Here is a 13,538-nt window from a genome sequence, read left to right as displayed (position 1 = left end):
GTTCGACCGACAGCCGCAAGGCACCCGTGCCGGCAAAAGGTCAGATATCCTCGCCGGGGGGCGCGAGCGGCCCGCCCGGCGCCGCCAAACCGCGCTCGGAAAGCCAGGGGTTCAGGGCCAGCGCCCGGTCAAGCTCGGCCCGCGCCTCGTCGATCCGGTTCAGGCCCAGCAATGTCAACGCCCGACCGGCGATCGCGGCGACGTGTTTGGGCGACAACTCGATGGCTTTGTCCAGATCGGGCAGCGCGGCCGCGAAATCGTGCCGCAGGTAGTTCACGAAGGCCCGCTGGTTGTATCCTTCCGCATAGTGCGGGCAGTAGTCGACCAACCGATCGAACGCCTTGAGCGCGCCGAGATAGTCATATGACGACCGGCGCGACATCCCCTGGTCCAGCATCGCCTGCGACGGCTCGTCCGGGGCATCCGCCCACAGCGCCCACATCCGGTTGGACAGATCCCGCGCCTCGGCATCCGACCCGGCGGCCTGAACCTGAGCGATCAACGCGTCCAACCGGTCGGAGTGATCGGGCGCGGTGGGACAGCCGTCCGCCCAGAGCGGGGTGGCGAACAGGAGGGGCGCGACGGCCACGGCGAAAATGAAACGAACCATGACGTCAAAGCTGACGTGATCGTCGTCCCGGTCAAGCCACATTTCCAAGTGGTCCCAACGAGGCATCCTCCTTGACCGCCTGCATCGCCACATAGGTCGAGGTGCCCGAGACATGCGGCAGGGTCGATATTTTTTCAGCCAGAACAATGCGATACTCGGTCATTGACCGGGTGCGCACCTTCATCAGGTAGTCGAAATTGCCGGCAATCAGGTGCACCTGCTCGATTTCACCGATCTTCGCGACCGCCGCATTAAAGGCAGCCAATGCCGCTTCGCGCGTGTCGTTCAGGCGCACTTCGACAAAAGCAACGTGATCCAGACCCAGCCGGATCGGATCGATCAATGCCCTATAGCCGGTGATGACGCCGTCGCTTTCCAGTCGCCGCAACCGCGCTTGCGTCGGCGATTTGCTCAGCCCGATGCGCCGCGCGAGGTCTGCGATGCTGATGCGCCCGTCCTCGGCCAGAATGGCGAGGATCTTGCGGTCGAACCGGTCAAGCGCACCCCAGTCGTCTTGCATTGAAAATCCTTTCAACTACGGTCCGAAAGGCTACCGTTTTTCCAGATTCAGGACAAACGCCCTCGATTTGACGTATATACTGGCCGAACAAACCGGAGACCAGACATGATCGACACCCCCGACCTGCGCACCCGTATCGACACCGGGAAATATGCCAACGAAGCCGCCGTGATCGAGACGCTGATCGCGCAGGCCGACTTGAGCGCAGCCGATCGCGCCGCGATCTGCGCTGCCGGGGCCGACCTGGTGCGCAGCATCCGCGGCAGCGCCGCACCGGGGCTGATGGAAGTCTTTCTCGCCGAGTACGGGCTCTCGACCGACGAGGGCATCGCACTCATGTGTCTCGCGGAGGCGCTGCTGCGCGTGCCGGATGCCGATACGATCGACGCGCTGATCGAGGACAAGATCGCACCGAGCGATTGGGGCAAGCACCTCGGCCATTCCGCATCCTCGCTGGTCAACGCCTCGACCTGGGCCTTGATGCTGACCGGCAAGGTGCTCGATGACGACCGCGCCAGCCCGGTGCGCGCCCTGCGGAGCGCGGTCAAACGGCTGGGCGAACCGGTGATCCGCACCGCTGTCGGGCGCGCGATGAAGGAAATGGGCCGCCAGTTCGTTCTGGGCGAATCCATCACCTCGGCGATGAAACGCGCCGCAGGAATGGAGGAAAAGGGCTATACCTACAGCTATGACATGCTTGGCGAGGCCGCCCGCACCGAGGCCGACGCGTCGCGCTATCACCTGTCCTACTCCCGCGCCATCACCGCCATCGCCACCGCCTGCACCGCGGACGATATCCGCGCCAATCCGGGCATCTCGGTCAAGCTGTCGGCCCTGCACCCCCGTTACGAGGTCGCGCAGGAGGCCCGCGTCATGTCCGACCTCGTGCCACGCCTGCGCTCGCTCGCCTTGCTGGCCAAATCGGCGGGCATGGGGCTGAACATCGACGCCGAAGAGGCCGACCGCCTGGCCCTGTCGCTCGACGTGATCGACGCGGTGATCAGCGAACCGGCATTGGCCGGCTGGGACGGGTTCGGCATCGTCGTGCAGGCCTATGGGCCGCGCGCCGGCACCGTGATCGACGCGCTTTACGACATGGCCACACGAAATGACCGCCGGATCATGGTGCGACTCGTCAAGGGTGCCTATTGGGACACCGAGATCAAGCAGGCGCAGGTCGACGGCATGGACGGGTTCCCCGTCTTCACCCGCAAGCCTGCGACCGACATTTCCTATATCGCGAACGCGCGCAAACTGCTCGGCATGACCGACCGGATCTACCCGCAGTTCGCCACTCACAACGCGCACACGGTCGCCGCGATCCTGCACATGGCAAAAGATCCGGCGAGCTACGAATTCCAGCGCCTGCACGGCATGGGCGAGGCGCTGCACCAGATCGTCAAGACCCAGAACCGCACGCGATGCCGCATCTACGCCCCCGTGGGCGCCCATCGCGACCTGCTGGCCTATCTCGTCCGCCGCCTGCTTGAGAACGGCGCCAACAGTTCCTTCGTGAACCAGATCGTAGACGAGACCGTGCCGCCGGAAACGGTGGCCGCCGATCCGTTCGAGGCGATCAAAGCGGATGCGCCGCACCTGCCCACCGGAACCGAGTTGTTCCTGCCAGAGCGCCCGAACTCGCGCGGGTTCGACCTGACCCACGCCCCGACACTGGCCGCCATCAATGCCGCCCGCAATCCGTTCCGTGATCATTCCTGGCAAGCGGCTCCGTTGATCGCAGGCCAAGCCGCGCCCGAAGATGAAACCCCGGTCACCAACCCCGCCACCGGGCAACGGGTCGGCACCGTCGCGACCACCAGCACCGCCGATATCGAAACCGCGTTGGCGCAGGCAGCGCCTTGGACGGCCGCCGCGGCCGACCGCACCGCGATCCTCAACGCCACCGCGGATCTCTACGAGGAGAACTTCGGTGAGATCTTCGCCCTCCTGTCGCGTGAGGCCGGCAAGTCGCTGCTCGACGGCGTTGCCGAACTGCGCGAGGCGGTGGATTTCCTGCGTTATTACGCCGCCAACATCCCCGACGCCCCACCTGCGGGTACCTTCACCTGCATCAGCCCGTGGAACTTCCCACTGGCGATCTTCACGGGCCAGATCGCCGCTGCACTGGCGACCGGAAACGCGGTTCTGGCCAAACCCGCCGAACAGACCCCGCTGATCGCGCATCTCGCCGTCACCCTCCTGCACCGGGCAGGCGTGCCGAAAGATGCCCTGCAACTGCTGCCCGGCGGTGGGGCAGTCGGCGCGGCGCTCACATCGGATGCGCGCGTCAATGGCGTCGCGTTCACCGGCTCGACCGCCACCGCGCTCAGGATCCGCGCCGCCATGGCCGACAACCTTGTCCCCGGTTCGCCGCTCATCGCGGAAACCGGCGGGTTGAATGCGATGATCGTCGACAGCACCGCCCTGCCCGAACAGGCCGTTCAGTCCATCGTTGAAAGCGCCTTCCAGTCGGCGGGCCAGCGCTGTTCCGCCCTGCGCTGCCTCTATCTGCAGGATGACGTCGCCGAGGACGTGCTGACCATGCTCAAGGGTGCGATGGATGCGCTGACGCTGGGCGATCCGTGGAACCTCGCCACCGATTCCGGCCCCGTCATCGACCAGCAGGCTCTGGACGGCATCAAGAGCCATGTGGACCGGGCCCGCGTCAATGGCCGGGTGCTCAAGGAACTGCGCGCCCCCGCCGGCGGCACATTCGTCGGCCCGACCCTAATCTCGATCAACGGCATCGGGGATCTGGAGCGCGAGATCTTCGGCCCCATCCTGCATGTCGCCCGTTTCAAGGCGCGCGATCTGGACCGAATCATCGGGGACATCAACGCCACCGGCTATGGCCTCACATTCGGGCTTCACACCCGTATCGACGACCGCGTGCAACACGTGACCGAGGCGATCCACGCCGGCAACATCTATGTCAACCGCAACCAGATCGGCGCCATCGTCGGCAGCCAACCCTTCGGAGGCGAAGGCCTCTCGGGCACCGGTCCCAAGGCGGGCGGGCCGAACTACATGCCCCGCTTCTGCGCACCGGACCGTCAGAGCAGCAGCGACACCTGGGATCAACCCGCCACCGCCCTGCCCGCTCCCAATCGCGCGCCAAAGGCCCCACCGCCGCAGACCCTGCCCGGTCCGACAGGCGAGTCCAACCGCCTGTCGATGATGCCACGCGCGCCCCTGCTCTGCATGGGGCCGGGCAAGGCCACCGCCCAGTCCCAGGCCGAAGCCGTGACTGCGCTCGGCGGTCGGGCCATCGTCCCCGACGGGCAGATCGATCCCGGTCGCCTCGGCGAACTCTCCGACCTGGGCGGCGTGATCTGGTGGGGCGAAGCCGAAACCGCGCGCCATATCGAGCAGGTGCTGGCCAGGCGCGACGGTCCGATCATACCGTTGATCCCCGGCCAGCCGGACATCGCCCGCGTCATGGGCGAACGGCATGTCTGCGTCGATACCACGGCCGCCGGTGGCAACGCAGCCCTCCTGGGCGGCAACGCCTGAGCGGACGCACGACCAACCGGCGCGGGGCGAGGTCGTTCCGACGGCTCTTGACCCCGCCCCGGTTTGCGCCCAGCGTCACGGCATGTTCCCGATCCGCGACCACAACCCGTCCGGCCGCACGCCCTACGTCGTCTACGGATTGATCGCCGCCAACGTGCTGATCTTCCTCAGCTACGCAGGTGCGATGGACAATCCGCGCGTGATGAACCAGCTCTTCATCGACTGGGCTATGATCCCGATCCGCATCAGCTATGGCGACGGTCTACACACCGTGTTCAGTTCGATGTTCCTGCATGGCGGCTGGATGCACCTCGCCGGCAACATGCTGTTCCTGTGGATTTTCGGCGACAACCTGGAAGACAAGATGGGACACTACAAGTTCCTCGGCTTCTACCTGCTCTGCGGGGTTGGCGCGGGCCTGCTGCAGGTCGCCACCGCACCGCAATCACAGGTGCCGATGGTCGGCGCTTCGGGAGCGATCGCCGGAGTCATGGGTGGCTACCTACTGTTGTTTCCAAAGGCGCGCGTCGACATCCTGCTGATCCTGATCGTCTACTTCCGCGTGTTCACGATTCCGGCATGGATCGTGCTGGCGGTCTGGTTCGCCATGCAGTTCATCGGTGGGCTCGGCTCCGACCCGGATCTTGGCGGGGTCGCCTATTGGGCCCATGCGGGCGGTTTCGTCGTCGGCCTCGTTCTGGCGACGCCCCTCTGGCTCCGGCTTGGCGGTCCGCGCTTCTGGCTGCGCACCGAAGGCCACCCGCCCCATCCGGAAGCGCGCTATCGCTTCAGCCCAAGCCGCATCCCGCGCGTGCCCCGCCGCTGAACCGCGACTCCGCTCCACGCGATCGCACACCCCAAAAACTGTTTGGAAGTGCCGCCTTACAACAGGATATTGGATCGCCCGCGAATAGATCTCTGCAAGCCCGTGGGGTCTCGCGGCTCTGAAGCTCTCAGCCCCGGATGACCTTGGCGAACTGGTCGAAGATCGCCTCGTTGGCGCAGAGGACCTCGCCGTCGCCCAGCAGATCTCCACCCGGTTGGATCGGTTCGATCAAACCACCTGCCTCGCGCACGATGACGACGCCAGCCGCCATGTCCCAGGCATTCAGCCGACGCTCCCAGAAACCGTCATAGCGACCTGCCGCCACATAGGCCATGTCCAGCGCCGCCGCGCCCCAGCGCCGCACCCCGGCGCAGGCCGGCAACAGCCGCCCCAGGTCCTTCAGCGTCTTGGGCAGGTCGGCCCGTCCGCCAAAGGGCAAGCCGGTCGCAAAGATGCTCTCGATCATCTTGCTGCGCCCCGACACCCGCAGCCGCGTGTCGTTCATCCAGGCACCCGCTCCCTTCTCGGCAAAGAACATCTCGTCCTTGGCGGCATCGAAAATCACCCCCGCGACCACCTCGCCCTTGTGTTCCAGCGCGATCGAGACCGCCCAATGCGGCAAGCCGTGGAGAAAGTTCGTCGTGCCGTCTAACGGATCGACCAGCCAGCGTCGGGTCGGGTCCTTGCCGTCGACCGGCGCGCTTTCCTCGCCGACCCAACCATAGGTGGGGCGCGCGCCCATCAGCTCGTCGCGGATGATCTTCTCTGCGGCCAAGTCAGCCCGCGACACGAAATCACCGGCGCCCTTCATCGACACCTGGAGGTTTTCGACCTCGCGGAAATCCTTGACCAGCGACCGGCCCGCCTTGCGCGCGGCCTTCATCATCACGTTGAGATTTGCACTGCCTACCATGTCGCCCGCTCCTGTCCGATCAGGCCGCGCGTATACGCGCGCCAGCGGCCATTGCCAAGCCGTCGCTTCGCACGCATCCGCCGATGCCGCAGCGTCAGACCGCATCGCCCTTGCCTTTGCCACGGCGGGTCGGCACCGTCGCGCCAACGCAACAGGAGGACCGACCATGACCGACCAGATGCAACACATCGCACTCGCCAGCCGCCCCAGCGGCGCCCCGACGCCCGAGAATTTCCGCCTCGAAAGCAAGCCGATGCCGACTCCCGGCGATGGCGAGGTGCTTGTCAAGGTGCACTACATGTCGCTGGATCCCTACATGCGCGGGCGCATGGATGACGCGAAGTCCTATGCTGCCCCGGTGCCGATCGGCGGCACCATGGAAGCCGGCGGCGTTGGCGAGGTCGTGGCCTCAAACAGCCCCCATTTCAAGCCCGGCGATTTCGCCTTCGGCATGCTGGGCTGGGCCACCCACGCGGTGCAACCCGCCAAGATGCTGCGCAAGCTCGACCCTGCGCACGGCCCAATCACCGCAGCGCTCGGCGTTCTCGGTATGCCCGGCTTCACCGGCTGGCATGGGTTGATGGAGTATGGCCGCCCCAAGAAGGGCGAAACCCTCGTGGTCGCCGCCGCCACTGGCCCTGTCGGGTCGATGGTCGGGCAGATCGCCAAATCGCTCGACCTGCGCACCGTCGCCATCGCGGGCGGAGCGGACAAGTGCAAGCTGGCGGTCGAGAAATTCGGCTTTGACGCCTGCATCGACCACCGCGCCCATGACACGGCCTCGGACTTGCGCAAGGCGCTTTCCGCCGAATGCCCGGACGGCATCGACATCTATTTCGAAAATGTCGGCGGCAAGGTGCTCGAAGCGGTCTTTCCGCTGATGAACCCGCACGGGCGCATCCCGATCTGCGGCATGATCAGCTGGTACAACGCCGGCGGTCTCGGCGCGGGCGCCGCACAGGAACAGCTGACTGCCCCGGCACTCTGGCGCAACATCCTCGTAAAGTTCCTGTCGGTGAACGGCTTCATCATCTCCAACCATTGGGACCGCTACCCGACCTTCCTGGGCGAGATTGGCCCCAGGGTCGCCAAGGGCGAAATCGCCTTTCTCGAAGACGTCGCGGAAGGTCTGGAAAACGCGCCCGAGGCCTTCATGGGCCTCTTGCAGGGCAAGAACGTTGGCAAGCAGATCGTCAAGATCGCCTGACCTTCATCTTCGCGGCAACTACTCCGGGGGTGAATGGACGCCCCCGGCGTCCAGAGGGGGCTGGCCCCCTGCCGCCCCCTATCCCGCTTACGCCGCCTGCAACCGGCGCGCCTCGCTGCGCGCCAGGGCGATCAGGGTCTGCATGAACGGCTTGTCGCGATCCTCTGTACGGATCGCGGCGTAAAGCCTGCGGGTGATCCCCTGCTCGGTCAGAGGACGCGTCACGTAGTCAGACGAATACTTGACCTCCCGCACCACCCAGTCCGGCAACACCGCGACACCTCGGTTGGAGGCGACGAGCAACAGGATCACCGCGGTCAGCTCGACCTGGCGCACCTGTGCCGGTTCCACCTTGGCCGGGATCAGCAATTGGCTGAACACGTCCAACCTACTGCGCTCGACCGGATAGGTGATCAGCGTCTGACCGCGGAAATCCTCGGCATCGATCCACGGCTTGCCTGCGAGCGGATGCGCCGCGGCGGCGACGAAGACCGGCGCGTAGTCGAACAACTCGATGAACTCGACACCCGACAGGTCTTCCGGATCGGAGGAGACCACGAGGTCGACCTCCTCCTTCTGCAGCGCGGGCAGCGCGTCGAACGCCAGACCCGGACGGATGTCCACATCCACGTCCTGCCATGTCTTGCGGAACCCCTCGAGCACCGGGAACAACCATTCGAAACAGGCGTGGCACTCGATGGCGATGTGCATCCGGCCGCTCTTGCCCTCGCGCAGGTTGCCGAATTCCGCCAGTGTCGCCTCGACCTGCGGCAAAACCTGATCAGCAAGGCGCAACAGCCGCAGCCCCGCCGGAGACAGGGTCATCGGCTTGGAACGGCGGACGAAAAGCTCGACCCCGGCCTGGTCCTCGAGCCCCTTGATCTGGTGGCTCAGCGCGCTCTGGGTGATGTGCAGCTGCTCCGCCGCGCGGGCGAGTCCGCCACATTCATGGATCGCCTTGATGGTGCGCAGATGGCGGAACTCGATATGCAACTGTCGTCTCACTCATGTTGTTGTTGAGGATTATGAAATTGTCTCACAACGGTTCGCGTGCAACAAGAGCGGAAATCAGAGGAATCCATCATGACCACACCCGCCGTTTCGTTCGAGTTCTTCCCGCCGCAGAACCTGGCCGGCTCGTTCCGGCTGTGGGACACCGTGCAGACGCTGGCACCGCTCGAACCGCGCTTCGTGTCGGTCACCTACGGCGCCGGCGGCACCACCCGCGACCTGACGCGCGAGGCGGTGGCGACGCTGCACGAGACATCGGGCCTGAACGTGGCGGCACACCTCACCTGCGTAAACGCCACGCGCGCGGAAACGCTGGCCATCGCCGACGGCTTCGCCGAGGCGGGCGTCACCGACATCGTCGCGCTGCGCGGCGACCCGCCGAAGGACAGCGGTGCCTTCCGCGCCCATCCCGAGGGGTTCGCCAATTCGGTCGAACTGATCGGCGCGCTGGCCGACACCGGGCGCTTCACGATCCGCGTCGGCGCGTATCCCGACATCCACCCCGAGGCGCGCGACATGGCCGCCGACATCGACTGGCTCAAGGCCAAGCTCGACGCCGGCGCGAGCGAGGCGCTGACCCAGTTCTTCTTTGAGTCCGAAACCTTCTTCCGCTTCCGCGACGCCTGCGCGGCGGCTGGCATCGACGCCCCGATCACGCCCGGCATCCTGCCGATCGAGAACTGGAAAGGTGCGCGCAACTTCGCCCGCCGTTGCGGCGCCGCGATCCCGACCTGGGTCGAAGACGCGTTTGAGAAGGCCGTGCGCGACGACCGCCAGGATTTGCTGGCCACGGCGCTTTGCACCGAGCTGTGCAGCGAACTCATCGACGGCGGCGTCGAGATGCTGCATTTCTACACGCTGAACCGACCCGAACTGACTCGCGACGTCTGCCACGCGCTCGGCGTCACGCCCAAGGTCCAACTGCAGAACGTCGCGTAACAATTGCCAAGCCCTCCGTCGCTGCTAGCCTCCGGGCGATCAGCTGGAGAGACCCCAATGAACATCGCCCGCACACCCGACGAACTGCTCGACACCTCCGAGGTCCTGTCGATGTCGGGGCTGGAATTCATGCAGGGCATGAAGGAGGGCCGCTATCCCGGGCCGCCGATCGCCCAAACGATGGGCTATTCCCTGCACGCGGTCGAGGACGGCAGGGTCGTGTTTCGTGGCGCGCCCGCGTTCGGCGTCACCAACCCGATGGGCACGGTCCACGGCGGCTGGTATGGAACGCTGCTGGACAGCGCAATGGCCTGCGCGGTGATGACGAAGGTCCCGCGCGGATCGGTCTACACGACGCTCGAATACAAGGTGAACATCCTGCGGCCGATCCCCGTGGGGATGGCGATCGACTGCATCGGTCAAATCGACCATGCCGGACGCTCCACCGGAGTGGCCCATGGCGAGATCCGCGGCATCGAGGATGGCAAGCTCTATGCCACCGGCTCGACCACCTGCATCATCATGAAGATCACCTGACCTCGGTGGCACCGCCGCCGTCGCGGGACTGAAACCGCAGCGAAGGCGCGTTGCCGTTGGCGAGCCCATCGATCCGCACGCTGTCATGCAGCCGTTCCGAGCGGTCGCGCCCGAACACCCGCCCGCGCCTGAGCCAGAAGATCCGCCCCCATCCGCGCCAGGTGCCGACCGACGGCGCATCGGGATCGGTGAAGAAGCGCGCGCGCCAGGTTTCCGGCAGCGGCATGCCGCAGGATGCGGCCTGGTCCAGCATCCACACCAGCGAGATGTTGGCCAGCGGGCGCGCCGGTTCATAGCCGTTCAGATGGCCGCCCACATCGCCATGTGTGCCGCGGAACCAGACCTGTTCGACACGGCCCTCGAATCCGTCGGGACATGTCCACATCTCGGGCTCGTAGACCTGGCGGGTCTCGTCCAGCGCCAGCGCGTGAAAGCCGTTGCGGATGCTTGGGCCCAGTTGCTGGTTGTGAAAGGCGTGTCGTGCCTCGGACCACTGCCACAGCAGGGGCAGGCGCAACCCAAGAGCCTTGACCGTATCCCAGACCCCGACCATTTCGATCGGCACGGAATCGTGGCAGAAGGCCGCGCGAAAGGCGCGCGCGTGCGGCCCGTTCGGGTTCAGTTCATAGTGGCGATAAGCGGTCTGGATATTGCGCTCGGTCGCATGTTCCGCCTTCAGCAGGCCGACCATGTCGATCACGCCGGCCAGAGAGCGCACCGCGAAAGCCCCGCGCGAGTAGCCGAAGAAGAAGATCCGGTCGCCCGGTCGGTAGCGCGAGGCGAGATAGCCGTAGGCCCGCCGGATCTGGCGGTTGATTCCGCGCCCCATGATCACGTCGATGGTGTTTCGCCAAGTGCTCCATTGCACCCCGGCCTCGTAATAGACCGAAACCTGCGCTCCCATCTCGCGGCACAGCCGATAGGTCATCCCGGCGTGGGTCTCAAAGCCCGGTTCGAGCGTCGACAGGGTGCCATCCAGAATGATCACATGGGTCAGTGGGCCGCGCGGCACGACCTCGGCGGAATGCGTCGCCCAGAGGGGGCGACCCAGCCAGCCGAGGAGCTTATTGGCGAGGCGCGTCAGACGCATGTCTCAGCATATCCCACACGCGGTTCGGCGTGAAGGGCATGTCGGCCTGGCGGACGCCGGCCTGCCACAACGCGTCCTGCACGGCATTGGCGACCGCGGCCATCGATCCGACGGTTCCGGCCTCGCCACATCCCTTCATCCCCATCGGGTTGGCGGTGGAGGGCACCGGTTCGGAATGGAACGCGATCATCGGGACGTCGGCGGCGCGTGGCATCGCGTAGTCCATGAAGCTTGCGGTCAGGATCTGGCCATCCTCGTCGAACACGACCCGCTCGGTGATCGCCTGGCCGAGGCCTTGCGCGACACCGCCATGCACCTGCCCTTCGGCGAGAAGCGGGTTGATCAGGTTACCGAAATCGTCAACCACGGTATATCTCTCGACCTTGACGCTGCCGGTTTCCGGATCGACGACGACCTCTGCCACATGCGCGCCATTCGGGAAGCTGCGCGCCGGCAGCGTCGCGCGGGCCTCGTGCTGCAGCAGATCGACGCGGCCATCAGCGCGCGCCATCTCGGCCGCGTCCAGCAGCGTCGGCGCGAGGTTGGTGCCGGTGGCACGGAAGGTGGCGTCCTCGAAGTTGACCGTTTCGGGGTCGACCCCCATCTTGTCGGCGACATAGGGTGTGAAGGCTGCGATCATCTTGTCTACCGTGACCAGGGTCGCGTGAGTCTGGGTCGTGACCGATCGCGACCCGCCGGTGCCACCGCCCTGCGCGATCAGGTCGGAATCACCCTGCACCACATGGATCATGTCAGCCGGAATCCCGGTCTGGTCCGACAGGAACTGCGCATAGACCGTTTCATGGCCCTGCCCGTTGCTCTGGGTGCCGACATAGATGCTCACCGATCCATCCTCGTGGAATTCGACCTTCGCGCCTTCGGCAGGATCACCCAGAATGCTTTCGATATAGTAACAGAGCCCCTGCCCCCGCAGCAGGCCCCGCGCCGCGTCCGCGGACCGACGCGTGGCGAACCCTTCGTGATCGGCTTCGGCCGCGGCCCTGTCGAGCACCTTGCGGAAATCGCCGACATCATAGGTTTCGCCGGTGGCGCTCTGGTAGGGGAAGCGGTCAGCAGGGATGAAGTTGCGCCGTCGCAGTTCCCACGGGTCGATGCCCAATTCACGGGCCGCGCGGTCCATCGCCCGTTCCAGAACATAAATCGCTTCGGGGCGGCCGGCGCCGCGATAGGCGTCAACCTGCGTGGTGTTTGTGTAGAACCCCTCGGCACGCATCCAGACGGCCTGAACGTCGTAGCACCCCATCAGCACGCGCGAGAACAGTTGGGTCTGGATCGGCTGGCCCATCTGGCTGTTATAGGCCCCGAGGTTCACGCGCGAATGAACGCGGTAACCGATAATATGACCGGATTCGTCAAAGGCCAGCTCGGCGCGAGAGGTCAGGTCGCGGCCCGCGTTGTCGCTGAGCATGGCCTCGGACCGGTCCGAGATCCAGCGCACCGGCGTTCCCAGCACCCGCGCGGCATGGGCGACAACGTAGTACTCGGGATAAGCCATGGCCTTCATCCCGAAGCCGCCGCCGACATCGGGAATGCGCACGTGTACGCGCTCCCGCTCGACCCCGAGGGCCCGAGCGAGGCGGTCCTTGATGCCCCAGACGTTCTGCCCGCCGAACACGAAATGCAGGCGTCCGTCCTCCCATGACGCGTGACAGGCGCGCGGCTCCATCGCATTGACGATGATGCGGTTGTCCTCGATGTCCAGCGCAACCACTCGCGCCGCCGACTTGAACGCCGCCTCGGTTGCGGCATCGTCTCCCATGGCCCAGTCAAACGCACGATTCTCGGGGGCTTCGACGTGTATCACTGGACCGCCGGCGACGGGGTCGAGTTTGACCGGCAGATCGTCGATCTGCAGTAGGATCGCCTCGGCCGCGTCGCGCGCCTGCTCCGGGGTGTCGGCGATCACGACCGCCACGGGCTCGCCGACAAAGCGTACCCGGTCCCGTGCGAGAATCGGACGCTCGGGCGCGGCCGCCTCGCTTCCGTCGCGATTGCTCACGAGGGTCGCATCCATGGCGACGTCCAGCCCGGCGGCCTCGAGGTCGTGCAGGGTGAGGACCAGATGCACGCCGTCCATCTCGCGCGCCGCGGACACGTCCAGATCGACAATCTCGCCATGGGCGACCTGGCTGCGCAGAACATGAGCGTGCAAGGCGCCCGCCGGTGCGGTGTCATCCACATACCGGCCCGACCCCAGCAGGAACCGCACATCCTCGACCCGTGTCACGGGTTGGCTTTTTCCGAATTTCTGCATGTGTCCCACCGTCTTCTTACCTTTGCGACTGCGCTGCGGACAGTAGCCCCTGCCGCGTTGATGTCCAGTTGCGGGATTGGATGAGAGAGTTGCACCA

Annotated in this window: 11 protein-coding genes; 5 read left to right on the top strand and 6 right to left on the bottom strand. The window is 65.8% G+C overall.

What is annotated here, in order from left to right:
* Window positions 1-40: 40 nt before the first annotated feature.
* Both JF290_RS07685 and JF290_RS07680 read right to left on the bottom strand, forming a co-directional pair.
* Window positions 41-610: a tetratricopeptide repeat protein gene (locus JF290_RS07685; protein WP_199024255.1), complete on the bottom strand. Its 570-nt coding sequence runs from the start codon at window positions 608-610 to the stop codon at window positions 41-43.
* A gap of 31 nt (window positions 611-641) precedes the next feature.
* Entirely contained in the window at window positions 642-1,130 is a 489-nt protein-coding gene (locus JF290_RS07680; protein WP_199024254.1) for an Lrp/AsnC family transcriptional regulator, read from the bottom strand.
* A 105-nt stretch (window positions 1,131-1,235) separates the two neighbouring features.
* On the opposite strand from JF290_RS07680, the gene putA reads away from it, so the two are divergent.
* Both putA and JF290_RS07670 read left to right on the top strand, forming a co-directional pair.
* On the top strand, window positions 1,236-4,643 hold the full coding sequence (gene putA / locus JF290_RS07675; protein ID WP_199024253.1) for a bifunctional proline dehydrogenase/L-glutamate gamma-semialdehyde dehydrogenase PutA: 3,408 nt from the start codon (window positions 1,236-1,238) through the stop codon (window positions 4,641-4,643).
* An 82-nt stretch (window positions 4,644-4,725) separates the two neighbouring features.
* A complete protein-coding gene (locus JF290_RS07670) occupies window positions 4,726-5,469 on the top strand; it encodes a rhomboid family intramembrane serine protease (RefSeq protein WP_199024252.1) in 744 nt (247 codons plus the stop codon).
* A 127-nt stretch (window positions 5,470-5,596) separates the two neighbouring features.
* Here the strand turns inward: JF290_RS07670 and JF290_RS07665 are convergent, their stop codons facing one another.
* Window positions 5,597-6,382, bottom strand: a complete 786-nt coding sequence (locus JF290_RS07665; RefSeq protein WP_199024251.1) for an inositol monophosphatase family protein — start codon at window positions 6,380-6,382, stop codon at window positions 5,597-5,599.
* Window positions 6,383-6,548: 166 nt separating this feature from the next.
* Here JF290_RS07665 and JF290_RS07660 point away from each other — a divergent pair, with 166 nt between their 5' ends.
* Window positions 6,549-7,589, top strand: coding sequence for an NADP-dependent oxidoreductase (locus tag JF290_RS07660; protein ID WP_199024250.1), 1,041 nt, complete (start codon window positions 6,549-6,551; stop codon window positions 7,587-7,589).
* 87 nt (window positions 7,590-7,676) lie between these two features.
* Here JF290_RS07660 and JF290_RS07655 read toward each other — a convergent pair whose 3' ends face one another.
* Window positions 7,677-8,582: a LysR family transcriptional regulator gene (locus JF290_RS07655; RefSeq protein ID WP_199024358.1), complete on the bottom strand. Its 906-nt coding sequence runs from the start codon at window positions 8,580-8,582 to the stop codon at window positions 7,677-7,679.
* A gap of 90 nt (window positions 8,583-8,672) precedes the next feature.
* Between JF290_RS07655 and metF the strand changes: the two genes are divergently transcribed.
* Together metF and JF290_RS07645 are read left to right on the top strand one after the other, a co-directional pair.
* Window positions 8,673-9,539 carry a methylenetetrahydrofolate reductase [NAD(P)H] gene (gene metF, locus JF290_RS07650; RefSeq protein ID WP_199024249.1) on the top strand — a complete coding sequence of 289 codons (867 nt, stop codon included), beginning with the start codon at window positions 8,673-8,675 and terminating at the stop codon, window positions 9,537-9,539.
* A gap of 57 nt (window positions 9,540-9,596) precedes the next feature.
* Window positions 9,597-10,076, top strand: a complete 480-nt coding sequence (locus tag JF290_RS07645) for a PaaI family thioesterase (RefSeq protein ID WP_199024248.1) — start codon at window positions 9,597-9,599, stop codon at window positions 10,074-10,076.
* Here the strand turns inward: JF290_RS07645 and JF290_RS07640 are convergent.
* Window positions 10,069-11,166, bottom strand: a complete 1,098-nt coding sequence (locus JF290_RS07640) for a DUF2235 domain-containing protein (protein WP_199024247.1) — start codon at window positions 11,164-11,166, stop codon at window positions 10,069-10,071. The genes JF290_RS07645 and JF290_RS07640 overlap by 8 nt on opposite strands.
* Window positions 11,141-13,441, bottom strand: a complete 2,301-nt coding sequence (locus JF290_RS07635) for a xanthine dehydrogenase family protein molybdopterin-binding subunit (RefSeq protein ID WP_199024246.1) — start codon at window positions 13,439-13,441, stop codon at window positions 11,141-11,143. The genes JF290_RS07640 and JF290_RS07635 overlap by 26 nt, the downstream gene beginning before the upstream one ends.
* Between the last annotated feature and the right edge of the window lie 97 nt (window positions 13,442-13,538).

The organism is Sedimentitalea arenosa (assembly GCF_016428585.1).
GTDB classification, from domain to species: Bacteria; Pseudomonadota; Alphaproteobacteria; order Rhodobacterales; family Rhodobacteraceae; genus Sedimentitalea; species Sedimentitalea arenosa.
This window is presented reverse-complemented; position numbering and strand designations above follow the sequence as displayed.